Genomic DNA, 25731 nt, shown 5'->3' on the forward strand with positions numbered 1-25731 from the left:
CCGACCCGGAAAAAATTAAAAAGAGTACTTAACAGAAACCGTAGCGTTGTTCCGGTCCGCCAGTTTGTTGGAATATTTGGCGCCCCAGAAGCTGGTGGCAGACATGCCCACTTCCAGGTTGTTCAGGTACACAAAATCCAGCCCCAGCGTGGCAGCTTTGCGATCTTCCATGAAATTGCCGCCGATCGGGGAGTTGCCACTCACATCGTGGGCAAGTCGGATGCTGGGCGCCATGGAAATACCGGCAAAAATATTGTTGTAGTTCGCTCTCAGAACCGCACGGTAACCCCAGGATGTATCATCCAGATTATATTTATTGGGGTCATCCGGGCTCAGGATCTGGGCTTCAGAGCCAAGAATGGCAGCGGTGGAGTTATATTCCAGCTCCGGATTCTCAAGGCCTTCGATGTGCTCAACGCCCAGTTCCAGCAGGGCCACCAAACCATCGGTACCCCAAGTAGGGCCGAAGTTGAAAATACTGACCAGGGAGCCGTTGTAGCTTTCCACTTCGTCGTAGAAGTAGTAGAGCTGGCCTTCCTGCACGGGAGAGTTGGAATTGAGACAGCTACCGCCAAGTTCAGCGCGCACACAATGCTGAGTCAGACTGCCGAGGGTTGGTGCAGGGTTTGCGGCTGCGCCAGCCAGTGACTGGATCAGGTTGTCGCCGATTTCATTGATAATCGCACGCTTGGGCCGGTAAGCCAGTTCCCCCGCCAGAGACATGGAGCCGACAACGGTGTTAAAGCTGGCACCGAACATGTCCTGGTCTTCCACATAAGCCATCTGGTATTCAGTGGTATCGATGGTTTCCGGAACACCAGCCAGGCCGGAGGTGTTGATCTTGTTGATGCGGGAACCCACTACAGGCGTACGTGCATGGGTGCGGGTATAGTAAAGGGCAAATTCCGTACCATTCAGAGCTTCGGCAAAGTAACGATAGGCCAAACCAAACTGGCCGCCATCCTTCGCATCCTCATCACGAATTCGGTCAACCGTTACCTGAGTAGCTTCGTACTCGTAACCCGGCCCGAATTGAGCGGTATAGGCAGCAAATGCATTTTCCAGACCCGGTGCGCCAGCGCCGAGGGCTACAACACGGCCATCAATAATCACGTTGTCAGCGCCTCTACCCGGGAATGCATCATGAGTAGAGAAGTAGGTTCCCGCTGGTGCGTCTTCGGAGTTCTCCCACTCGAATTGATAGAAGCCTTCCAGGGTCGCGTTAAAAGTCAGGCCGTAGGAAAAGTACAAGCTATCCAACGGCAACAGGGCTTCCTTGATTTCAGAACCTGGCAAGCGCAGTGCATTGAGATCGAAGTAGTTGGCAGTGTTAACACCACCCTGGATGAACAGCGCTTCACCCCAGTTAATTACCTGCTGGCCCAGACGCACATTCAGAGGCTTCTCGAACAGATCGAAACTGCCCCAGACATAAGCATCCAGCATGCGAGCCCGCTGGCCTGCATAACGCTCTGCATCACGGCTGAAATCATCTCCGATACCGTTATTGGCATAATCGGAATAGGTCGCATAACGGGTAAACCCGTTACCCGGCACGAAGGGGCCTGATTTCATCAGAGCGCCGCCATCATGGCCTCCGCCCATGATCTGCTGGTCGTGGAACGCCGTGGCACGGACGAACATGCCGTAACGCCCCTTCCAGCTCAAATCCATCTCCGGGGTGATCTTGTAAACCAAAGACGCCAGACCAGTATCAAAGTTGTTGTTGGCATCGTTCTTGTTGACCTGGGAGCCATAGCCTCTGAGGGTCATGTCAACCACATCACCGTTGGCAGCCAGCATCCGATCCTGCCCTTCTGTGCGGAACAACGCACCCACGGACAAGGCAGTATCCAGTCGACCGGTCCAGTCAGGATTATCGAATTGAAGCTGAATTGCAGAGGCAGGAAGTGACAAACTGGTAAGTGCTGCAGCACCAGCAACAGCCATCGCTAACCTGGTTTTGCGCAGGGGGTTATTATTCATGTAGCTCTCCGAATTGCCATGTATGGCTTTATTGTTCTTGCCCCGGTGGCGGCTTCTCCCTTGTGTACCGGTCCCATCATTCCATCCGATGCACACCGTCACCCAGACTAAGTCTTAATTCTTACATATCGGGACCAAAAAGAAATCCCCCTTCAGTGTACATTTAACGACCAGCTAGTCACTACTTTTGTGCGCACTGACCAATCCCGCTATCAGCCTGAAGGCATTAACGTGACCCGAGCCCCGTTGCCTGATTCACCCGTAGGAGCTTTGCAAGCAAAGCTTCGCGGCGCGACTTATGCCAGTGCCACTCGTATCAGGCCTCCAGTATCCGTCCCAACACCTCTCTCAGGTTATCTGAAGCCTGCTTTTTGACCGTCAACAAGGCTGAGGCTAGATGCTCACGGCGCACCGCTTCCAGCTTTGGCAGACGTGCGGCCGCATTAGCCAACCGGGCTGCAATCTGCGGGTTGATCCCGTCAAGACGAGTCAGTGCCGCAGCAAACAGACGGTACCCCTCCCCGTCCTGGGAATGGAAGGCCGAAGGGTTACCGTTAGCCAGGGTGCCCACCAACGCTCGCACCCGGTTCGGGACAGTCCAGTCAAAGGCTGGATGCGCCATCAGCGCCTCTATTCGTGACAAGCTTTGCTCCCCAGGCATGGAGGCCTGAACTGCAAACCACTGATCCATTACCAGTGCTTCCTCGGACCAGCGTTCAGCGAACTGGGCCAGCGCCTGGTTTGCCCCGGCCAGGTTGTAGTGCACCAGCACCCGCAGCGCAGCCAGTTCTTCGGTCATACACAGCGGTAACTCGAACAACTCCGCTGCCAGACGCTGTGCTTCCGGGTGACCGGACGCTGCCAGATAATCCAGCGCCAGATTGCGCAACTGGCGGCGCCCCATGGCCCGGCCATCCATTTCCAGCTCAGTAGCGATCAGATTCTCTGCCAGTGACAGCCAGTGGCCCTGCAACGCCTTGCCCAGGGCCTGCTTCATGGCATGGTGGGCAGCATGGACGACGCCAGGATCCAGGGGGGCATGCCTGTCGCCAAGGGCCACTTCACCAGGCAGTGACAGCAACAGAGCAGCCTGAGCCGGATCTTCATCGGCCCGACCGATCACTTGCTCCAATACGGGCACCAGCGCTTGCGCCTCAGCTGCGGCGGCCCCCTCCCCTTTCACCAGCCGATCCAGCGCGGAGAAGTAAAGCCGCTGGGCTGCACTCCAGCGGCAGTAGCCATCACTGTCATGGGCCAGCAGGCGAGATAGCTGGTCATGATCGAAGGCGTAGTCGAGCACCACCGGCGCAGAAAAGCCCCGCAGCAAGGAGGGGGTAACCGGCCCTGCGGCATCAACGCTGAAAGTCTGCTCCTCCCTGTCGAGAATAATGACCTTCTCGCGATTGCCCTGCACATCCAGCGGCAACGGCTCACCGGTTTCGTCCAGTAAGGCCAGACGCACCGGGATCATCAGCGGCTGTTTCTCCGCCTGTCCCGGTGTCGGGGGAGTGTGCTGGCGGAAGGTGAGCAGGTACCGGTCATTCTCAAGGCGATCTGTCACGGTCAGTACCGGCGTACCCGCCTGGCTGTACCAGCGCTTGAACTGGGTCAGATCCCGCCCGGAGATCTCCTCCATGCAGGCAACAAAGTCATCACAGGTGACCGCCTGGCCATCAAAACGATCGAAGTAAAGGTCAGTGGCGCGACGAAAATCTTCCGGCCCCAGCAGGTGATACTGCATACGGACAATTTCGGCGCCCTTTTCATAGATCGTCAGCGTGTAAAAATTATCAATTTTCTGGTATTCCGCCGGGCGCACAGGATGCGCCATGGGCCCCTGATCTTCCGGGAACTGGTGGTTAACCAGAAAGTCCACATTCTCCACCCGCTGCACCGCGGCGGAGTTCATATCAGCAGAGAACTGCTGGTCTCGAAATACGGTGAAGCCTTCCTTGAGACTGAGCTGAAACCAGTCCCGGCAGGTGACCCGGTTACCCGACCAGTTATGGAAATACTCATGGGCCACCACGGATTCCACCCGCTGAAAACCGGCATCGGTGGTAGTAGACGGGTGAGCCAACACACAGGACGTATTGAAGATATTGAGACCCTTGTTTTCCATGGCCCCCATATTGAAGTGGCTTACCGCCACGATCATATAGATATCCAGGTCGTACTCACGCCCGTAGGTGTCTTCATCCCAACGCATGGCATTCTTCAGCGACAGCATGGCGTGGTCCAGCTTGTCCAGATCGCGGTGCTCCGCATAAAGGCGCAGCGACACCTGGCGACCGGAACCGGTGGTATAGCTGTCCTCCAGACACGCCAGATCACCGGCCACCAGCGCAAACAGATAGCAGGGTTTCGGGAACGGATCTTCCCAGGTCACCCAGTGGCGATCGCCCTCTTCGCCCTGTTCTACCGGGTTACCATTGGATAGCAGCAGCGGGTAGCGCTTCTTGTCGGCCCGCACCGTGGTCGTGAACCGGGCCAATACATCCGGCCGATCAGGGAAAAAGGTAATCCGACGAAAACCTTCCGCTTCGCACTGGGTGCAGTACATGCCATTGGAACGATAGAGACCGTCGAGCGCAGTATTTTTTTCCGGTTCTATCCGCACTACAGACGTCAGCGAAAAAGTCTCAGGGACGCTTTCGATGGTCAACTTGTCCTTTTCATAGCGGTATCGATTTTCCGCAACAGGCTCACCATTGATTGCCAGCGACTCAAGCGCCAGGCACTCACCGTCCAGAATCAGATCACTACCACCTTCCCGTGTATTCTCAGGGTTTAGGCGAAACTGCATAGTGCTGGTCACCCGGGTCTGACCGTCCCGTAAGTCCACGTCCAGCTCCACATGGTCTACAAGAAAATCCGGTGGCGTATAATCAGCCAGGCGAGTGGTTTTCACATCAGCTTGCGGGCTATCCATGGAAGACTCCAAACAAAAGGGGCAGACAAAAACGACAACACCCCGCAGAGCGAGGTGTTGTGACTATGCCATTTCACGGGCTGAAGATCAGCCCGGTAATACAGCCATTATGGGGCTTCGATAAAGGCAGCCGCGGTATTGCTACCATTCGGTGCAGAACCAACAGCCGTGGATGCCGGCGCCAATACGAAGCTAGCTACTTGGGTCTGCAGTTCTGCAGTCGCCACATTCTCACCATTGGTGGGCATTTCACCACTTGCCTCATTGGGGCGCAGCAGTGAAGCGTGATGGCCGATGGTCAGATTTACCAGAGCGTTAGCAGCGGATACATCCACAGGCCCTGGGCCAACCTGCCCGGCACCCAGCAGGGCTGCCAGCGGGGTCGTACCTGCCAGTGGCGCACCAGCGGCGCTATTTGGCACTACCTTGTCGGCAGTATAGACCTTGGCATCAGCCAGGCCTGAGGCATCACCACCACCGACAATCTGCTGTACCAGCACCGGCACACCGAGGGATCCCAGGGTTTCAGCAAAGTTTACAGGATCACCGGAATCCACTGCGCTCTGGGCCACATACAGGAAGCGTTCGAAGTTTGTGGTGCCCTTCTGAACACCCTCTGCTGCCAGGCCTGCCTCAATCACCGGACCAAAGGTCTGCGAATTGTTCAGGATCTGGGTCAGCTGGCTACCGCCGGCGGAAACCACCAGCCCATCAAGAGGCTTCAGGTTACTGGTAAAGCCGGTGAGGCTTTCAGCACCAATCGCCTTCTGATTCACGGTGGCGTACACCGTACCGACAATACCGCCAAGAGAAACACCTACCGTTTTCACATTGGTGGTATCCAGAGTTCCCAGACCAGCATCATTCAATGAGGTGCTGATGCTGTCCAGGCTGGCATTGAGGTTCAACATATCCATAACGGACTGGCGCATGTTGTCGCGAGTGTTATTGAGCACTCCCAGATTGATGAACTGAGCACCGGAACCACCCGGGTCGCCAAAGTGACGCTCGACAGGGACGTCTGCCGGGTCATAAGCGGAGCTGACAGCATCAGCGCCAAGCAAGGCGGCCAGAGGGTTTCCACTCGTCACACCGTGAAGCGGCAAATCAATCGCCACTGTTGCAACACAGACGGATGCCAGAGTATGAGCCAAAGCCACCACGGACGCCCTGTCACTGGTAATACCGTGAATATAAATCACCACCGGGTAACCCGCAGGACGTGCCGTTTGACAGTCTGCGCCGCCAAAAGCGGGGTTCGCTGGAACATGATCCGGCTCAGGCAATGTGACCTGCAACGGCACCGACTCAACACTCTTCTGCGCCGCAAACGGGTAACGGTAGGTCACATTATAGGTCACGCCATCGGCATCCACAGGCGGCAATGCCGGTGCACCTGGTGGCAACTCTGCGCTTAACGCACCACCCAGCGTCTGATCGGCCACCCAGCTATCCTGGGTGTAACTCATCTTCATGGTGGTATCAGGCGTAGTCAGGTAGTACGGCAGCTTGATAAAGCCGGTATACAGAGAACCGACGCCAGCAGGCAACGTTCCACCCGTCAGAACATTGAGATCAACGGCAGTTGCTGCAGCAATGTCATTATCCCGAGCCTTGGGGGTGCTCAACAGCCCCAGGGCTTCCAGTCCTGTAGAGTTTGCAACGGCTGTGCCGCCAGCAATGCCTAGATCAACCTGCGCCTGAACCAGTGCTGCACGAGGTGCCGCCATGGCAACCAGTGGCGCCTGGGGGTCCGTGGTCGTAAAGGTGTAGGAAATGGCAATGCTGTCTTTTGCCTGTTCGGCACTGATAGCACCGCCGGAAAGCGTTTGCAGGACACCTGAAGCAATAGTTTCCCAGCCTGCGATAGCATCACGTACCGGCTGCAGATCGGGAGTTACCGCCGGAGTCGTTTCACCCAGCGTATTGTAGCTGCTGGACGGAGTAATCGGGTCACCAGCACTGTCCAGAACGCCATTGGTAACAAATACCAGATACTTGGTCTTGGCCTGCAAAGGCTCCTGAGGAATCACACGCAGCACATTGTTGGTGCCGCCATCCAGAGACACTACCTCAGCGCTGGCAGCGGGCCAGTTACCCGGAGCCTGAACGCCGACGATATTGGCGGGATCCAGTGCATCATTGCTACCAGTATCCAGCGGGATAAGGAAAACATTTGGTGAAGCGCACTGCGCCATCGCCTGAGCCAACGTCGTACAGAGGCTCGCTGGATCAATGCTACCGCCGGCAAATCCGATATCGAAATAAGCGCTGGTAGAAAAGCCGTCCAAGCCATTAGTTGCCGCTTCCACCGGATTGGTGGGAGCGCCCAAGTCTGCAGTACCATCACTGGTTGCTGCTGCCGCGAAGACAATATCAGTATTCAACGGCAGATCGGATGCAAGCGGGTCAAAGCGGGGAAAAGTCCCGATTTGGGTAGCACCCTCACTCTGATCAGGAACGGTATCACTGCCGCCACCACAGGCCGCCAGTGCCAGGGCCACTGCCGCAGGCAGTACTTTCTTGTAGATATGCATGGGTTCTCCCAAACCGTTTGTTATCTTTTTTATTTCTGTCTGCGCCGCAATCTCCCATAACGCAGCCAGAAAGACATCGTCCCTGTGCGCCGAATCTAGGCCGGCTAACCTACACAGCAGAGTTGTCACCTAGGAAGAATACAGTATGTTTGGAAGAGCACCAACGGTCTTTGACAGGAAAAACTTGACGTTGGTCCGACAGGCGGTATCCGGGCGACGACCCGCCAGTCACTGACCGTGGGGCGGGCAGTCTGGCTACTGCAAACGATCCGGGGCGCGCAGGGTTACCGGTTGCTCCTCCGGCTCGTCCTCACCACTCTTGCATTGCTGGGCCATATAGCCAGAGCGCTGCTCCTCGGGCAGGTTCTTTGCCTCCCAGGCAATAACGGCCTGGAGGCAGCTTTCACGCTGTTCCCGGCTCAGCGGGCGGCCATCCGCCCATTTGCCGGTTTCAATAGCGCGGCGCATGTTGTCACAGACTTCCTGCGTCATGGCAGCGATCAGGTCATCAAAGCTTTGGTAAGTCATGGCATTTACTCGCTAGAAGCCCCTGCCAGTTCGGCAGAGATGGGCTTTCGCCTATTTCCGCCCTGCGTAGCCTGGAACGGATACAGGGATACTTCTGTTTGTCTGTAGCTATTAACTATTCACTATTAACTGTTAACTGCTTTTTAATTGCTGTCGCCGGGGCGGGTACTCCAACCCAGCTTGGAACGACAGGCCTGGTAGAAATCATGGCCTGGCGGGTGAATCAAGTGCAAACGGTGGGGTTTCTTGCGAATGGCGATCACATCATCCACCTGCAGGCGAATCCCGGCGGTGCCGTCGCAGCTGACCAGTGGTCGGACCTTTTCGGTGGTGATATGGATCTTGATCTCGCTGTCACCGGCCACCACCAGCGGGCGGCTGGTGAGGGTATGCGGATTGAGCGGCACCATCACCATGGCATCCAGCTTGGGGTGCATGATGGGCCCGCCGCCGGACAGCGCATAGGCCGTAGAACCGGTAGGAGTGGAGATGATCAAGCCATCGGAGCGCTGACCATAGACAAAATGACCATCAATCACCAGCTCGAAATCGATCATGTGGACACTGTCACCGGATAGCAGAACGATATCATTCAGGGCACAGCCTTCGCCCACCACGGTCTTGCCCCGGCGCACTTCCAGATCCAGCAGAAACCGCTTTTCGGTGGTGTACTCACCGTCCAGCACCTGCCCCACCCGGCTTTCGATTTCGGAAGGGAGAATGTCGGTGAGAAACCCCAGGTGACCCCGGTTGACGCCCAGCACCGGCACATCAAAACGGGCCAGGGTACGGGCGGCACCCAGCAGGCTGCCATCGCCACCGACGACAATGACCAGATCACAGGCTTCCCCCATCTGCGTGGCAGAGGCAGCCTGCAGGCCCATTTCCGGCAGGCTGCCGGCGATATTCTTGTCGAGGATAACGGTACAGTCACGCCCATTGAGAAAGTGAATCAACTGGCGCAGTGAATACAGCGCCTGTTCACTTTCAGAACGGGCAATCAAGCCGATATTGCGGAATTTATTGCTAAAAGTTTCTTGCGCCACACAAATCCTGGGCAGCTGGGCTGCATCCGGTGAAGGGCTCGCCCTCCATGCGGTGAGCGACCACCCTGGCCTGAATCCGTGATTGCAGCGTGGCAGCCCCGGATTCAGGCCTGTGTCAGGTACTCGTTCAGGTTAGCAGCATTGGCATTCAGGCCGCCATCCAGAACGATTACGTCCAAGCCGGCGTTTTTTAACAGAAAAGCGGCCGTGGCGCTACGTCGACCGGTATCACAGTAAGCAATATAGGTCTTGCTGGGGTCTAAAAGACGGGATTTGAGCCGCAATACATTCAGCGGCATATTGGTGGCACCCACCAGGTGCTCTTGGTCAAATTCATCGCTGGTGCGCACATCCAGCCACCAGGCCCCCTTTTCTGCCGCGCCCAGTACATCCCCAGCGGGCATGGTGTTGATGATCGGCTCGCGCAGCAAGGCATCAAAATCCTGGCGCTCCAGTTTCATCAATACCCCATCGGTGGCCATGGTCACCGTGGCATTGCGGGGCTTGCCGGAAAGCAGCGCCTCTTCACCGAACCACTGCCCTTCTTCCAGCATGGCCACAGGTGTTGGCGCATTGTCACCCATGCTGATGGCCACCTCGCAGACGCCTTCCTTGAGGATGTAGCAACAGTCTGCTGCCTCACCCTGGCGGATAATCACATCCCCCTGCTTGTGGCGATGCGCCTTCAGCCGGCGGAAAATTTCCAGAATATTGCTCGGCGGCACCCGATGAAACAGCTTGGATTTAAGCAGTCGAATCATCCACTCACGATCATTCTGGTAAGCGGAGTTGGCGTTGATATCGAGAATCACGTAACCGGCAGACTGGTCCCAGGAAAGAATGGTGTCCAACCGAAAGCTATCAAAGCGAACCACACTGACCTCGGTCAGAGCCCTAGCCGTACTGCGGCGGGGCTGGGCATGCTCCAGCGGATGCCAGGATGCGGTATCTCCGGCACTGACGGTACGGGTTTTGCCCGCTTCATCGGTAAGCTCTACCTTGCCGCTGAGCAGATAGATGGTGGTGTTGTCCTTGTCGCCAAGCGAAAAAAGGGCATCTCCTGACGAATAACGGCACACCTCCTGCTGATCCAGGAGCCAGTCCAGCTGGTCTCCAGACAGCGCATTCACTGGCACAAAGGTCTGTAAAAGGCTTTTATCAATGGATTCGTGTGCCATAACTGCCGCTCCCGGTGTTCTTATTGTGACAACAACATCATGCTTTCAGCGTAGATAATGCAAAAAACCTACCATTTTTCAGTGAAGTGGCACTGAGTCACATCTGTTTATCAGCGAAAGCGCAGCACGTTATCGATCGCCGAGTCGTTGCGACAGTTTGGACAACGATTGGCATTGCAGTCGGAGACGCCGGGTTTGAACTGGTTAGGCACTTCCACCCGGATCACTCGCTTACCGCAGGGCTGTTGATCAGAGCCCACCGATACCTGGCACACGGGATTTTCATAATGGGCCAGCCAGGCCCGGTAGTGATCTTCAGTGACGAGACATTTACGCGCAGCGAAAGCCACTGGATTTTCCATGTAACTGCCGATCTGATCGGCCGAAATGGAAATATGTCCCGCACCAGGGTGGAAGGCGATAAAGCTGAGGCCGAGATTTTCCAGTTTTTCCAGCATCTTCTGGGCTCCAGTGCTGGCTTCCTTCACCCGATTTCGTTTTAGCTCGCCCAGTTCCTCCTTGAGCTGGTTAATCAGATCATCGCGGGTCAGCACATCCATTTCCTTGGCATGGATCTGCTCGGAAAGCTTCGCCCGTTCCTCCTCGATTCGCTGCTCCAGTGCCAGCTTGTACTGTTCGGTAAGCACTTCCAGTTCGCTGCCCTGAGTCTGGCTTTGGTGGCTCTGCTCCTCCAGGCTCTGGGTTAGCGATAACACCTGAGCCTTGAGAGAATCATTCTGTTCACGCAACGCCCCATTCTGGGACTTGAGCGTCTTGAACTGGCCCAGAACCTTTTCCAGCTGAGCATTGAGGATTTCCTCCTTTTGCTGAGCGGCGTAGCGGAGTTGGCCCACTTCTTCGGACTGGGAATTTTCCAGTGTCTGTACCCGCAGGCGCAGCTCCTTGATAATGCGAGCCAGTCGCACCCTTTCTTCATCGGCCTCTTTCTTGCTCTCGTCATCGTCCGGGGCAATGGTGGGCGCTGCCGTTTCGGCACCAATGACTGGCGGCGCAGCGGCAGGGGTCGAATCCAGCTCGTCATCGATTTCCAGCCCCAGTTTCGGACCGCGCTCACGAATGGTGTCGCGAATGGCGATAAAGTCGTTGGCTCCCGGCTTCATGCCCGGATCCCACATCTGATCCTGGTGCCAGGCCACCGGACACTGGCTGCGGCAGGCCAGACGAATCGGCCCGGCCCCCATATCCGGCCCCTGCCCCGCATGTTCTGCCAGATGGCGCAGCGGCACATTCCAAGTGGTGTCGGCCATGCCGTCTTCATCAAAATCGATCGTAAAAAGGACCAGCGAACGTACCCGTAACTGACCATTCACCAGGCAGTAGGCACCGCGAACTTCCTTATCTGCAAATTCCGGCACACCCACCATGCCATCGAGGATCGCCTCAAAATCCGCATACAGCATGCTTTTAGTAATGCCCCGATGATCAAAAAACAGAATCGCTTCGGACGTCACGGAGGATAGAGGCATGTGTCCTTCCTTCCCTTGAGAATTATTGTAGTTGGCCACTGACTCGCCACAACGTCACTCCCTGCAATATCCAGAAAATCCAGTAGTGACGGCAAAGTCAGGGTGCTGCCAATTATAGTCAGCCCCTCATAAAAGAGTGTGACCTGAATGGCAGTAAAAAAAAAGCATACGAAAACCCGCTCATCACTATGCCGCAAAGCAGCCAGCAAAGACCAATAACGACATCACGTTGCCAGAATAATATGTGTGGGGAGAGGGGGGAGGGAGGTGGTTAACGGATAGGAGTGGGGCTGGAAAATCGGAGAGGAATCAGAGTTCCTCTCCATCGTCTACCCAGCTGTCTTCTTCCTGCCACTCTTCTAGGCATTCCATCAGCTGCTTCTCTTCCAGTCGCTCTTCCAGATAGTCTTCCATTTGCTTGTCCTCCTTTATCTTTTTCAGTGTTGTGGGCCTGAAATTAGACAAGGTTTAGGTGACAAGTTCATTACATGAGACGCTGCACGCATCACGCAGCAGGCAACACGAACAAAAATAAGGAAGGCAAAACCGCAAGCAACGGAGGTACAACGTGCTGCGTAGAGCGTGGGCAGCACCCTTGAAACAAAAAAGGCCCCCATAAATGGGAGCCTTTAATGCTGAATAGTGGCGGAGCGGACGGGACTCGAACCCGCGACCCCCGGCGTGACAGGCCGGTATTCTAACCAACTGAACTACCGCTCCACTTTTCCTTTCGGAACTCTTTACTTTCAAAATATGGTGGGTGGTGACGGGATCGAACCGCCGACCCTCTGCTTGTAAGGCAGATGCTCTCCCAGCTGAGCTAACCACCCGCATCGCGCTGCGAAGTGGGCGCCATTTTAGGGATTGGGCCGGGGGTGTCAACGGCTTTTTGCAGAAAAAAGTCCGTTTGCCTAGAAAATGGGCGGAACGGGCAAAAGTTGCACAGAATGGCCACTGTAGGAGCCCATGCTTGCATGGCGAACCGAGCCGGCGGTGCCGTTGCTCCCGATCTCAAAGAAGAAGCTGTCGAAGCCAGACAGGCCTGATCGCCCTCCGGGCGATTTCCTCGCTAGCGCGAGGTTCTCATGTGCAGATCCCCCGTGGGGGCAAGCATGGGCTCCTACAAGCGGCTACGTAGCTTACCGCTTCAGCTCTCTTCCGACTCCAGCGCCTCAATCTTCGCCTTTGCCTGCTCCAGAGTGAATCGCCCCGGCACCGGCTGCCCGCTCGGTTTGGCAATCAGGTAGTGATGCACATCCAGCGCCCAGGTCTGCCGGTTCAGCTCGCCTTCCTCGATAATGGAGTACCCACTCTGCCCCCAGCTGATGGCATTACCGATCATGCTTCCCCCACCACACGGGCCAGAATAATGTCCGCTAGGTCATCCAGGGTCAGGGAACCGTCCCGGTCAAACCAGTTGGGCGCCCAGCCTGTCATGCCGGTGAGCAGGCGACGAATGATAAAGGGATCATCCCGGAACGCCCCCTGCGCATGCAGCGCATTGAGTGCATCCAGCCACAGTTGCTCATAAATGGCGCGCAACTCCAGCGCCTTGCGCTGTTTGTCCTCACTGAGACAGCGCCACTCTGTCACCAGCACGGTCATGGCTTCAGCAGTATCCCCGACAATGGACTGCAGCTCCGCACGGATCAGTGCCCGCAGCTGCCCTTTCGGTGAGCTCTCAGCCGCAATAGCCCGGCGCAGACGATCCGTATTGAACTGGATCACCTCTTCCATTACCGCAAAGAGGATATCCTCCTTACTCTTGAAATGATGAAAGATGGAGCCGCTCTGGATGCCCACGGAAGCCGCAATATCCCTGACTGTAGTGCGATCAAAGCCCTTGTCCCGAAACAGGTGAGCCGCCGCACTGAGCAAACGCCCGCGGGGAGAATCATCGATTCCATTAATTGCCAGTGACTCAGCCATTGGTATCCTCTTTTTTGTATCCCCGCATTATCCCGATTCCTGGCTGCAAGCTGCAAGCTGCAAACACAATCACCATGCGCCGGATTAAACAGTAGGAGCGCCGCTTGAGGCGCGAACCAGAGCCCAGCGAAGGATCGGTGCAGATGACAGATCAATTCCTCGCCCAAGGCTCGAATTCGCGCCTCAAGCGGCTGTATTCGCTTCGGGTCGCACTGAACTACGTGCGTTGCTCCGCTCCTACAGCGGCTTCGGATAAATGCTCAGCAAGACATCTCACACTTTACAAACCAAGCGCTTGCTTGGTAGCTTACGAGACCACGCTTTTACACGCAAATGGAGCCACCATGACCGAACCCGTTCGCATCGGCTGTGCCGCCGGATTCTGGGGCGATACCAACAGCGCCGCTTTCCAGTTGGTCAAGCAGGCCGAGATCGATTATCTGGTGTTCGACTATCTGGCCGAGGTGACCCTGTCCATCATGGCCGGGGCCCGCATGAAGGATCCCAGCGCCGGTTACGCCCACGACTTCGTTAATAATGTCATGGCGCCGCTGGCCAAGGACATCAAAGCAAAGAACATCAAGGTGGTCAGCAATGCCGGCGGGGTAAACCCTCGCGCTTGCCGTGAAGCCCTGGAGAAAGTGTTCGAGGCCGCCGGGGTAACCATGAAGATTGCCCTGGTGGAAGGCGATGACCTGAACCCGCGCCGCAACGACTTTGCCGATGTGACGGAAATGGACACCGGCGCTCCCCTGCCCACCATGACAGTCACAATGAATGCCTACCTGGGCGCCCTGCCCATCAAGGCAGCTCTGGATGCCGGCGCCGATATCGTGCTCACTGGCCGCATCGCTGATTCCGCCGTGGTACTGGGCCCCCTGATGCACGAATTCGGCTGGGCTGAAGACGACTACGACAAACTGGCCCAGGGCTCACTGGCCGGCCATGTGATCGAATGCGGCGCCCAGTGCACCGGCGGCAACTTCACCGACTGGCGCGATGTTCCTGACTTCCACAACATGGGCTTTCCCATTGCCGAGTGTTTTGCGGACGGTCACTTCGTCATTACCAAGCCGGACAACACCGGTGGCCTGGTCAACACCGCCACCGTAGGCGAACAGATCGTCTATGAAATTGGCGATCCTCGTGCCTATATGCTGCCCGACGTGGTCTGCGACTTTACCCAGGTACAACTGGAACAGGTGGGCGACAACCGGGTGAGTGTCAGCGGCGCCCGGGGCCTGCCGCCCACCGACAGTTATAAGGTCTCCGCCACCTACCCGGATGGTAACCGTATCACTGCCTCCTTCCTGATGGGCGGTATCGACGCCCCGCAAAAAGGCCAGGTGGTGGCCGACGCCATCCTGAAAAAGGTGGACGGCCTGTTCAAACAGCTGGGCATGGCGCCCATGCGCGAGACCAGCGTGGAAATCCTTGGCAGCGAAACCACCTATGGCGCTCAGGCCCGTCGTGGCGACACCCGCGAAGTAGTGGTCAAGATCGGCGCGTTGCACGATGACAAGAAAGCCCTGGGTCTGTTTGCCCGGGAAATTGCCCAGGCCGCCACCGGCATGGCACCGGGCCTGTCCGGCCTGGTTGGCGGACGCCCCAAGCCGTTCCCGCGCATTCGCCTGTTCTCCACCCTGGTCAGCAAGAAGTCGATTCCGGTGACTGTGGACCTGGACGGCAACACCATACCGGTGAACATTCCTGCCGGAAGCGCGTTTGATGCCAACATCCTGCCTGATGACAGCCGAGGCGACATCGCTACCGGCGAAGTGGCTGTGCCACTGATCAAACTGGCCTGGGCCCGCAGTGGCGACAAGGGCAACCACGCCAACATCGGCGTCATCGCCCGTCAGCCGGAGTACCTGCCCTATATCAATGCGGCCCTCACGGAAGACGCCGTGGCCGATTATATGCAGCACGTGCTCGACCCGGACACCGGCAGCGTCAGCCGCTGGTCACTGCCGGGCATGAATGCCTACAACTTCCTGCTGAAGAATGCCCTGGGCGGCGGCGGCATCGCCTCCCTGCGTATTGACCCGCAGGGCAAGGCGTTTGCCCAGCAGTTACTGGATATGCCCATCCCCGTCAGCCAGACCATCGCTGATGAAGTGGGCAAGCAATATTGATTTTAGCGTGCTGCGTGTCGCGTGAGGCATGCAAGCGCTATTAGGACTTCAAGGACTCAACAATGTCATACCGTTCCGTATTCAAACCCGACCTGTTTGCCGGCCAGAACATCATCGTCACCGGCGGTGGCTCCGGCATCGGTCGCTGCACCGCCCATGAACTGGCTTCCCTTGGGGCCCGCGTCGTATTGGTCGGTCGCAAGCAGGATAAACTGGATGCCGTAGCCGCGGAAATCGAGGAAGACGGCGGCCAGGCCATCGGCTTCGCCTGCGACATTCGAGACGAAGATGTGGTCAAAAGCACCGTCGCCGATATCTACAAGGCCGTCGAAGTCGTTCACGGCCTGGTCAACAACGCCGGCGGCCAATTCCCTTCACCACTGGCGCTGATCAGCCAGAAAGGCTGGGAAACCGTGGTGCGCACCAACCTCACCGGCGGCTTCCTGATGGCCCGGGAAGTCTTCACCCAGGGCATGAACCGCAACGGCGGTGCCATCGTCAACATCGTCGCCGACATGTGGGGCGGTATGCCCGGCATGGGCCACTCCGGCGCCGCCCGTGCCGGCATGGTCAACTTCACCCAGACCGCTTCCTACGAGTGGGGCAGCTGCGGCGTGCGCGTCAATGCCGTCGCCCCGGGCTGGATCATGTCCAGTGGCATGGATACCTACCCCGAGGGTTTCAAGCAGACACTGAAAACCCTGCGTGCGGCGGTGCCACTCAAGCGCATGGGTAACGAATCGGAAGTGTCCGGTGCCATCTGCTTCCTGCTCAGCGACGCCGCCGCCTTCATCAGCGGCGACACCCTGCGCATCGATGGCGCCGCCAGCCAGGGCAACGTGGCGATCTTCCCGCTGCCCGACCACGACAAGAGCAAGCCGTTTGACGGCTTCCACCGTGCCACCACCCCCGATGTCTTCAAGGACCTGTAATGTCAGTCATTGAATCCGCACTGGACCCGAACAGCGAGGAATACCGGCAGAACCGCGACGCCCTGCTGGCGGCAGTGGAAGAATTCCGCGCCATCGAGCAGGCCGTGGTGGATACCGCCGAAGGCAAGCGCGCCAAGTTCGAGAAACGTGGCCAGCTACTGCCCCATGAGCGTATCTCCCGCCTGCTGGACACCGGTTCGCCATTCCTGAGCCTGATGAACCTGGCCGGTTACAAGATGCACGATGACAAGGACGGTACCGAAGCCGGCGGCGGCACCATTGCCGGCATCGGCTATGTGTCCGGCGTTCGTTGCCTGGTTACTGCCTCCAATTCCGCCATCAAGGGCGGCACCATTTCGCCCTCTGGCCTGCATAAAACCCTGCGCCTGCAGCGCATCGCCATGGAAAACAAGCTGCCGGTGGTGAGCCTGGTGGAATCCGGCGGCGCCAATCTGAACTATGCGGCAGAAGTGTTCGTGGACGGCGCCCGCACTTTTGCCAACCAGGCACGGCTGTCCGCTGCCGGCATTCCGCAGATCACCGTGGTACACGGCAACGCCACCGCCGGTGGCGCCTATCAGCCAGGCCTGTCTGACTACGTGGTAGTGGTCCGCGAGCGCGCCAAGATGTTCCTGGCCGGCCCTCCGCTGCTGAAAGCCGCCACCGGCGAAATCGCCACCGATGAAGAACTGGGTGGCGCCGAAATGCACGCCGGCACCGCCGGCACCGCCGAATACCTGGCGGAAAACGATGCGGACGGCATTCGTCAGGCCCGGGATCTGGTCAAGCTGCTGGGCTGGCGCCGGGCAGCACCGGCTAGCGACGAGATCGAACCGCCCCGCTACGATGCCGAGGAATTGCTCGGTGTGGTACCCGCCGACGCCAAGAAACCCTACGACGTGCGCGAGATCATTGCCCGCATCGCCGACAGCTCCGATTTCCTGGATTTCAAGAACGACTGGGACAGCGCCACCGTGTGCGGCTGGAGCACCATCGAAGGCAAGCCCGTGGGCATCATCGGCAACAATGGCCCGATCACCCCGCGAGGCGCTGCCAAGGCCGCCCAGTTCATCCAGCTCTGCGACCAGACCCGTCGACCATTACTGTTCCTTCACAACACCACCGGCTTCATGGTGGGCACCGACGCGGAACAGAACGGCGTCATCAAGCACGGTTCGAAAATGCTGCAGGCCGTGGCCAACGCCCGGGTGCCGAAGATCTCCATCGTCGTCGGTGGCTCCTACGGCGCAGGCAACTACGCCATGTGCGGCCGCGGTCTCGATCCGCGCTTCATCTTTGCCTGGCCCAACTCCAAAGTTGCCGTCATGGGTGGCCAGCAGGCCGGCATGGTGCTGCGCATCGTGGCCGAAGCCAAACAGCGCGCCAACGGCATTGAGCCGGACGAGAAGGTGCTCGACATGCTCCAGCAGACCACCGCCCAGAAACTCGACAGCCAGTCCACCGCGCTCTACGGCACGGCCCGGCTATGGGACGACGGCATCATCGACCCCCGCGACACCCGCCGCGTGGTCGCCTATGCCCTGGACATCTGCGCCGACGCCCAACATCGCGAGCTACACCCGAATGCGTTCGGGGTGGCAAGACTTTAAAGGCAGTTGACAGTGGACAGTTGAAAGTTGACAGCGAAACAACGGACAGCACAGTGACTCCGAACTGGGGTTTAGCTGTCAACTGTCCACTATCAACTGTCAACTCAACTACCTAAATAACCGACAAATACAGACATATAAGCGCTCGACAAACCGAGCCAAACAAACAGGACGCTTCCCATGCTTTTCACTCAAGAACACGAAGAACTGCGCCGCACAGTACGCAACTTTGTCGAGAAAGAACTGAACCCCCACGTCAAGGAATGGGAAGAAGCCGGGCGCTTTCCCATTCATGAGGTGTTTAAGAAAATGGGCGATCTGGGTCTGCTCGGTGTGACCAAGCCGGTCGAGTTCGGTGGCATGGGGCTGGATTACTCCTATGGCATGGTGATGGCCGAAGAGATGGGCCGCACTCACTGTGGTGGTGTTCCGCTTTCCACCGGGGTACAGACCGACATGGCCACCCCGGCCCTGGCCCGTTTCGGTTCCGACGAACTGCGTCAGAATTATCTTGCACCGGCCATTGCCGGTGACATGGTGGCCTCCATCGCCGTGTCCGAACCGCATGCGGGTTCCGATGTGGCCGCTATCAAGACCACTGCCACCAAGGACGGCGACGACTACGTGATCAACGGCACCAAGATGTGGATCACCAACTCCCCCAGCGCTGATTGGTTCTGCCTGCTTGCGCAGACCTCAGACGGCAAGCCGCACATGAACAAGTCTTTGATCATCGTGCCGAAAGACGCCGCTGGCATCACCGTGGACAAACCCCTGCACAAGCTGGGCATGCGCTCCTCGGAAACCGCCCAGGTGTTCTTCGACAACGTGCGAGTGCCCCAGCGCAACCTGGTCGGCCAGGAAGGCATGGGCTTCATGATGCAGATGATGCAGTTCCAGGAAGAGCGTCTGTTCGCTGCCGCCAACAGCCTGATGGGCATGCAGCACGTGATTGACGAAACCATCGCCTACGCCAAGGACCGTCAGGTGTTCGGCATGCCGCTGATCGACAACCAGACCGTGCACTTCCGCCTGGCCGAACTGCAGACCGAAGTGGAATCCCTGCGCGCCCTCACCTACCGGGCCTGCGAGATGTACATCAACGGCAAGGACGTCTTGCAGCTGGCGTCTATGGCCAAACTGAAAGTCGGTCGTCTGAGCCGTGAAGTAGCCGATGGCTGCCTGCAGTACTGGGGCGGCAACGGCTTCATGTGGGAGAACCCCGCCGGCCAGCTTTACCGCGACGGCCGTCTGGGCTCCATCGGCGGCGGCGCCGACGAAATCATGCTGGGCATTATCTGCAAGACCATGGACATCCTGCCGGGGAAGAAGAAATAACAGGACACCCGGCCCCGGAATACTGCCCGCTGTAGGAGCGGCGCTTTAGCCGCGAAACCCCAGGAGCGAGAAGCGAGTTACGAGAAGCGAAATGCACAACCGAACCACCGTGTTTCAGGTTTTCGGACCTCGTAACTCGCGCCTCGCAACTCATATTCTGTTCGCGCCTCAAGCGGCGCTCCTACAGCGGCCCCTGTAGACATGTTGAGAGGAGCGCATGATGACGCTACCGAAAACAGACACTTTGCAGCTCAACCAGGATGGCCCGGTTCTGCATGTCACCCTGAACCGTCCCGACAGCCGTAACGCCATGAGCCTGACCATGGTCAACGAGCTGATGGCGGTGTTCGAGGCAATTAAGGATGACACCGACGTGCGTGCCATTGTGCTGCGTGGCGCAGGCGGTCACTTCTGTGCCGGCGGCGATATCAAGGATATGGCAGGCGCCCGCCAGCAGGCTGCCAGAGGCGACAGCGATGCTTTTCAGAAGCTGAATCGTCGCTTCGGAGAAATGATCACCGCCGCCAACCAGCAGCCCCAGGTCGTGATTACGGTGCTGGAAGGCGCGGTGCTAGGGGGCGGTTTTGGTCTGGCCTGCATCTCCGATGTGGCCATCGCCCACAACGGCGCCACCTTCGGCCTGCCGGAAACCGGCCTCGGGGTTATTCCCGCCCAGATCGCTCCTTTTGTGGTGGAGCGCATCGGCCTGACCCAGGCCCGCCGACTGGCCCTCACCGGTATCCGCTTCCAGGGCGAAGAAGCCCGGCGCCTGGGTATCGTCCACGAAGTGGCCGCCGACGCTGACGGTCTGGATGCCCTGCTGGAAGACACCCTAAAAGCGGTTCGCAAATGCGCGCCCCATGCCAACCGGGTGACCAAAGCGCTGGTACTGGACGTGGACCATGAGCCCATGGAGGCATTGCTGGACCAGGCAGCGAAGGATTTCGCCGCCGCCGTGAGCAGCGAAGAAGGCCAGGAGGGCACCATGGCGTTCGTACAAAAACGTTCGGCGTCCTGGAATCAATAAAAGAGTTGAATCGATACACCGTAGGAGGCTGCTTGCAGGCGAACCGATGTGGCACACCCATCACCAATGGTTCGCTTGCAAGCAAGCTCCTACAGGGGAGCATTTTCAACCGGTTAACCGGTAAGGAACCACAATGAGCTTTGAAAAAATCCTGATTGCCAACCGTGGCGAGATTGCCTGCCGGGTTATCGCCACTGCCCAGTCACTGGGCTACCGGACCGTGGCGGTCTATTCCGAGCCGGATGCGGGTGCCCGTCATGTGCAACTGGCTGACGAAGCCGTCTGTGTAGGCCCGGCCCTGGCCAGCGCCTCCTACCTGAATGTGGAAGCCCTGCTGGATGCCTGTCGCAAGACCGGCGCCGACGCGGTGCACCCAGGCTATGGTTTCCTCTCGGAAAATGCCGGTTTCTCCAAAGCCTGCAAGGACGCCAGCATCACCTTTATCGGCCCCGATGAAGATGCCATCCATCTGATGGGCTCCAAGCGCCTGTCCAAGATCGCCATGATCGAGGCTGGTGTGCCCTGCATTCCGGGTTACGAAGGTGAAGACCAGAGCGACGCCACCCTGCTGAAGGAAGCCGAACGCATCGGCCTGCCGCTGATGATCAAGGCCAGCGCCGGCGGCGGCGGCCGCGGCATGCGGGTGGTCACCGACGCCAACGACATTACCGCCCAGCTAAAGAGTGCCCGCCAGGAAGCAAACAGTGCCTTCGGCAGTGACGAGCTGATCCTGGAGCGTGCCGTAATGCAGCCACGGCATGTGGAAATCCAGGTGTTCGGTGACCGCCACGGCAATGTGATCCATCTCGGTGAGCGAGATTGTTCAGTACAGCGCCGCCACCAGAAAGTGGTGGAAGAGGCACCCTCCCCGGCCGTGGACGAGACCCTGCGTCAACAGATGGGCGAGGCGGCGGTCAATGCCGCCAAGGCCTGCAACTATGTGGGGGCCGGCACCGTAGAATTTCTGCTGGCGCCGGAAGGCGATTTCTTCTTCCTGGAAATGAACACCCGCCTGCAGGTGGAGCACCCGGTCACCGAACTGGTCACCGGTCTGGATCTGGTGGCCTGGCAAATCAAGGTCGCCCGGGGCGAACCGCTACCACTGAGCCAGGAGCAGGTCACCCTCACCGGCCATGCCATGGAAGTCCGCCTGTACGCGGAAGACCCGGCCCAAAACTACATGCCACAAACCGGCCCGGTACTGCGCTGGCAACCGGCCAGCGGCGACGGCGTGCGCATCGATCACGGCCTGACCGAAGGCTATGAGGTGGGCAGTCACTACGATCCCATGCTGGCCAAGATTATTGCCGTAGGCGACAGCCGCGAAGACGCCCGACGACGCCTGATACGCGCCGTGGAGGACACGGTACTGATGGGAGTCCGGGATAACCGGACCTTCCTGGCCGCCATTCTGCGTCACCCGGTGTTTGCCCGGGGCGAAGCCACCACGGCGTTTATCGGCCAGGACTTTGCCGACGACGCCAGCATGGCCGGCGACATCCCGCCAAGCCAATTGTGGGCCCTGGCCGCCCTGCTCCGCTGTGAATTGGAGACGCCAACAACCGAGCTACGCGGCTGGCACTCCAGCACCCTGGGGGCCCAACCGGTCCAGCTCCGCTGTGGCGAACACGAGCAGACCGTGTACATCCGCTATCAGGGCAACCATGCCGAACTGATCGTCGGCGAGGACAACCACCGCATCGAGCCACTGGGCCCAGGCCTGGCGAGCATGGATGGGATTCGCCAGAGCTACCGGATGTACCAGGATGGCAAACAAAGCTGGCTGCAATGCCAAGGCCACAGCGTCTGTTTCGAGGATGCTACCCACAGCGCAGCGGGCAGCAGTGATCAGGCCGGTTCCGGCCAGATTCGCGCGCCCATGGATGGGGCAGTGATTGAGGTATGCGCGAAGGCCGGTGATGTCGTAAAACGGGGTCAGGTGCTGGTGATCATGGAAGCCATGAAGATGGAACACAGCCTCAAGGCGGATTGTGATGGCACCGTGGAAACCGTGGATCTGACGGTTGGCGGTCAGGTGAAACGCCAGCAACTACTGGTCAATATCAAGGCGGACGACTCAGAGTCATAATCCGTCAGTGACATTTTGCAAACGGAGAGGGACACTCCACTGTGCTTCAATTTGCATCGGGCAGATAAGGCCAAAACGGACCGCTACAATCTGCTCCGGCACAGCTCCCGGGCAGGGCTCTTGCCCTGCCATGGTGCTACGGTTAAGGTAAGCGCCCGCTTGCCAATACTGGGTTCCCGGCTGAACAGCCTGCGGATAACCGTTTACATGCCGTGATCGAATGACTGGCCTGTATCGATTGATCCCGTGGTGTTTTGTGCCTGGGCCTTCCAAGAACACAGACTAATGGAGATCCTATGAGCAGCGCCGACATCATCACGTTGCCCAAGCTTCTGTCCAAGGTTCCCGAGGTGGTCAGCAATCTGCCAGGCCTGATCAAGGGCTCGCGGATGGCCAAGATCACTGACACGACCAAGCCTTTGGGGCTGGGCATGGCCATCGAGCGAGCCACCGGCATGAACCCCAACGGCGCCGCCCTGATCTACGAAGACACCGAGCTTACCTATAAGCAGTTCAATGCCTGGGCTAACCGATTGGCAGATTACCTGGCCTCCATCGGTCTGAAAAAAGGCGACACTATCGCCGTCAACATCGAAAACCGCCCGGAACTGCTAGTCACCGTAGCCGCCTGTGCCAAAATGGGCGTTTGCGCTGCGCTGATCAATACCTCCCAGCGTGGCAAAGTACTGGTCCATTCTTTCAATCTGGTGAAACCCAAGGCCGCCATTATTGGTGAGGAGCTGGTAGAAGCCGTGGAAGAGATTCGCGGCGACCTGGATCTTAAGGATAATTTCTTTTTCTTCGCCGACCAGGACACCCTGGAAAACCCGGGTGACGCTCCCGCCGGCTACAAGAACCTGGCCAGCGAAATCAAGGACTGCTCCAGCGAGAACCCGGCTTCCAGCAAGCAGACTTTCCTCCGTGATCCGCTGTTCTACATTTATACGTCCGGTACCACGGGCCTGCCCAAAGCCGTGGTGTTCAACCACGGTCGGTGGGAAAAGGCTTACGGTGGGTTTGGCTATTCGGCGGTACGCCTCAATGCTGACGATCGCCTTTACACCACCCTGCCCTTCTACCACGCCACTGGCATGGTCATCTGCTGGGCATCAGTGCTGGCCCCTGCAGGCACCCTGGTACTGGCGCGCAAGTTCTCCGCCAGCGGCTTCTGGGAAGATATCCGCCGTCACGGCTGTACTGCATTTGGTTATGTAGGCGAATTGTGTCGCTATCTGCACGAGCAACCGGAAAAGCCCAATGACCAGGACAATAAGGTTCACACCATTGTTGGCAACGGCCTGCGCCCGAGCATCTGGAAAGAGTTCAAGGATCGTTTCGGCATTGACCGCGTGGTAGAGCTGTATGCCTCCTCAGAAGGCAATGTAGCTTTTACCAATGTGTTCAACTTCGACAACACCGTGGGTTTCTCTCCTGTCAGCTATGCCATCGTCAAATACGACAAGGAACGGGACGAGCCGGTACGCGACAGCAGCGGTAACATGATCAAGGTGGGTAAGGGCGAATCCGGCCTGATGCTCGGCGAGATCACCGACAAGACCCCATTTGACGGCTACACCGACCCGGAGAAGACCGAAAAATCCATCTTCCGTGACGTTTTCAAGAAGGGCGACGCCTGGTTCAACACCGGCGACATGATGCGCGATATCGGCTTCCGCCATGCGCAGTTCGTGGATCGTCTGGGCGATACCTTCCGCTGGAAAGGCGAAAACGTGTCCACCACCGAAGTGGAACAGATTCTGGACGGTTTTGATGGCATTCAGGAATCTGTGGTTTACGGTGTGGAAATTCCCAACACCAATGGCCGGGCCGGCATGGCACAGGTTCGTCTGACCTGCCACCACAGTGAATTCGACTTCAAGGGGCTGTGCGCCTACCTGAAGCGTGAACTGCCACACTACGCCATTCCCGTGTTCCTGCGTATCAACGAGCAGGCCATGGAAACCACCGGTACCTTCAAGCACCAGAAGAACAAGCTGAAAGAACAGAAGTACGACCTTGGCCAGCAAGACAATGCAGTCTACGTATTGCTTCCCAAGGCTGATTGCTACCAGCAGCTGGACAAGAAAAGCCAGGAAAGCATCGACAACGGCGAGCACCGTTTCTGATCTTTCCGTTGCTGACCAAAAAAAGGGTGCCTTCGGGCACCCTTTTTTATTTGCCAATCATACCGATATATTCACAGCACACCCCTGAAGCCACAGCTCTGCTGACCCTGCTCCGGGCAAGCCCCTTTCTTTGCCCTGAGTACGGGAAAAGCCGACTTAATGAGGCCAAACACCCCCCAAATCAAACACCACACAAGCCACTTCAGGCTGCTTGCCCGATCAGCGCGCCACAGACATTATTCTTCCACACCCCAACAACTATCCCCATGGTCTGTGGACAACTCTGTGCAGGACCTCAGGAAAACACTCTACAGCCCCCGTATAGGATACCTTTCAGCTGTTTGCATGATTTTCCACCAGGACAGGGATTGACACTTTCCACAACTTGCAGGGCGCATCAGCACATTTAGCGGGGGGGTTACTCACAAAACCTGTGGATAGAATTGTGGGAAAGCTGAGAAGAACCGTCTGTAACCCCCGGCAAAAGGCCTTTCCCTCTCAATGATGGATAATTACACAGACAGCAAACCTTATTATTCTCAGCAACTTAGCGATGCTTTTTTGGCCACGCCAGATGACAACCGGATGACAGCCAATCGCATGAGCTCAATAGCAGCCTTGTGCAAAAACGCCACTTCCTTGTCATATACAGGCCGTTCAGGTAACCGATCTCTACCACGCATCGGTACAATCATACCCTCTAAATTCTTTTCCACAGAAGCTGTGGATAACCCTGTGCATAGCCGGTACACAACCGCTCTATCTCACCGGTTTTTCACGGCTATTGACGACATGCCTATTTTTTGACCAATCAATAAATTCATTATATTTCAATTGGTTGCGCTGTTTAT

General features: G+C 57.8%; 16 protein-coding genes and 2 tRNA genes. 7 read left to right on the forward strand and 11 right to left on the reverse strand.

Going from position 1 to position 25731, the window contains the following annotated elements:
- Positions 1 to 15: 15 nt before the first annotated feature.
- The 11 genes from ACMG4M_RS11070 to ACMG4M_RS11120 all read right to left on the reverse strand — a co-directional run bounded on the left by ACMG4M_RS11070 (position 16) and on the right by ACMG4M_RS11120 (position 13623).
- Entirely contained in the window at positions 16 to 1986 is a 1971-nt protein-coding gene (locus ACMG4M_RS11070; RefSeq protein ID WP_414429986.1) for a DUF1302 domain-containing protein, read from the reverse strand.
- Between the two features lie 316 nt (positions 1987 to 2302).
- Entirely contained in the window at positions 2303 to 4918 is a 2616-nt protein-coding gene (gene pepN / locus ACMG4M_RS11075) for an aminopeptidase N (protein ID WP_414429987.1), read from the reverse strand.
- A 107-nt stretch (positions 4919 to 5025) separates the two neighbouring features.
- On the reverse strand, positions 5026 to 7455 hold the full coding sequence (locus ACMG4M_RS11080; protein WP_414429988.1) for a hypothetical protein: 2430 nt from the start codon (positions 7453 to 7455) through the stop codon (positions 5026 to 5028).
- Between the two features lie 255 nt (positions 7456 to 7710).
- Positions 7711 to 7947 carry a YeaC family protein gene (locus ACMG4M_RS11085; RefSeq protein WP_414431131.1) on the reverse strand — a complete coding sequence of 79 codons (237 nt, stop codon included), beginning with the start codon at positions 7945 to 7947 and terminating at the stop codon, positions 7711 to 7713.
- Positions 7948 to 8126: 179 nt separating this feature from the next.
- Positions 8127 to 9029, reverse strand: a complete 903-nt coding sequence (locus ACMG4M_RS11090; protein WP_035247441.1) for an NAD(+) kinase — start codon at positions 9027 to 9029, stop codon at positions 8127 to 8129.
- A gap of 104 nt (positions 9030 to 9133) precedes the next feature.
- Positions 9134 to 10207, reverse strand: a complete 1074-nt coding sequence (locus ACMG4M_RS11095) for a cyclic nucleotide-binding domain-containing protein (protein WP_414429989.1) — start codon at positions 10205 to 10207, stop codon at positions 9134 to 9136.
- A 110-nt stretch (positions 10208 to 10317) separates the two neighbouring features.
- Positions 10318 to 11694, reverse strand: a complete 1377-nt coding sequence (locus tag ACMG4M_RS11100) for a hypothetical protein (RefSeq protein WP_414429990.1) — start codon at positions 11692 to 11694, stop codon at positions 10318 to 10320.
- Positions 11695 to 12337: 643 nt separating this feature from the next.
- Positions 12338 to 12414: transfer RNA gene (locus tag ACMG4M_RS11105), tRNA-Asp, on the reverse strand.
- A gap of 34 nt (positions 12415 to 12448) precedes the next feature.
- A tRNA-Val gene (locus ACMG4M_RS11110) sits at positions 12449 to 12524 on the reverse strand.
- 317 nt (positions 12525 to 12841) lie between these two features.
- The gene (locus ACMG4M_RS11115) at positions 12842 to 13036 is read right to left on the reverse strand and encodes a hypothetical protein (RefSeq protein WP_035247126.1); all 195 of its coding nucleotides are present in this window, start codon (positions 13034 to 13036) and stop codon (positions 12842 to 12844) included.
- Complete coding sequence (locus ACMG4M_RS11120) at positions 13033 to 13623, reverse strand: TetR/AcrR family transcriptional regulator (RefSeq protein WP_035247123.1); 591 nt, start codon at positions 13621 to 13623, stop codon at positions 13033 to 13035. The genes ACMG4M_RS11115 and ACMG4M_RS11120 overlap by 4 nt, the downstream gene beginning before the upstream one ends.
- A gap of 344 nt (positions 13624 to 13967) precedes the next feature.
- Between ACMG4M_RS11120 and ACMG4M_RS11125 the strand changes: the two genes are divergently transcribed.
- The 7 genes from ACMG4M_RS11125 to ACMG4M_RS11155 all read left to right on the forward strand — a co-directional run bounded on the left by ACMG4M_RS11125 (position 13968) and on the right by ACMG4M_RS11155 (position 24880).
- Positions 13968 to 15758 (forward strand): acyclic terpene utilization AtuA family protein, encoded by a 1791-nt coding sequence (locus ACMG4M_RS11125; RefSeq protein ID WP_414429991.1) that lies wholly within the window; start codon positions 13968 to 13970, stop codon positions 15756 to 15758.
- 62 nt (positions 15759 to 15820) lie between these two features.
- Positions 15821 to 16690: an SDR family oxidoreductase gene (locus tag ACMG4M_RS11130; RefSeq protein ID WP_272963498.1), complete on the forward strand. Its 870-nt coding sequence runs from the start codon at positions 15821 to 15823 to the stop codon at positions 16688 to 16690.
- Positions 16690 to 18300 carry an acyl-CoA carboxylase subunit beta gene (locus ACMG4M_RS11135; RefSeq protein WP_035247115.1) on the forward strand — a complete coding sequence of 537 codons (1611 nt, stop codon included), beginning with the start codon at positions 16690 to 16692 and terminating at the stop codon, positions 18298 to 18300. The genes ACMG4M_RS11130 and ACMG4M_RS11135 overlap by 1 nt, the downstream gene beginning before the upstream one ends.
- A 180-nt stretch (positions 18301 to 18480) precedes the next feature.
- A complete protein-coding gene (locus tag ACMG4M_RS11140) occupies positions 18481 to 19638 on the forward strand; it encodes an acyl-CoA dehydrogenase family protein (protein ID WP_035247112.1) in 1158 nt (385 codons plus the stop codon).
- A 220-nt stretch (positions 19639 to 19858) separates the two neighbouring features.
- Positions 19859 to 20665, forward strand: coding sequence for an enoyl-CoA hydratase/isomerase family protein (locus tag ACMG4M_RS11145; protein ID WP_198030653.1), 807 nt, complete (start codon positions 19859 to 19861; stop codon positions 20663 to 20665).
- Between the two features lie 133 nt (positions 20666 to 20798).
- A complete protein-coding gene (locus tag ACMG4M_RS11150; protein WP_414429992.1) occupies positions 20799 to 22754 on the forward strand; it encodes an acetyl/propionyl/methylcrotonyl-CoA carboxylase subunit alpha in 1956 nt (651 codons plus the stop codon).
- Between the two features lie 296 nt (positions 22755 to 23050).
- Entirely contained in the window at positions 23051 to 24880 is a 1830-nt protein-coding gene (locus ACMG4M_RS11155) for a long-chain-acyl-CoA synthetase (protein WP_414429993.1), read from the forward strand.
- The last annotated feature ends 851 nt before the right edge of the window (positions 24881 to 25731 follow it).

This window comes from Alcanivorax sp. IL3 (genome assembly GCF_047495465.1).
In the GTDB taxonomy this organism is placed as follows: Bacteria; Pseudomonadota; Gammaproteobacteria; order Pseudomonadales; family Alcanivoracaceae; genus Alcanivorax; species Alcanivorax jadensis.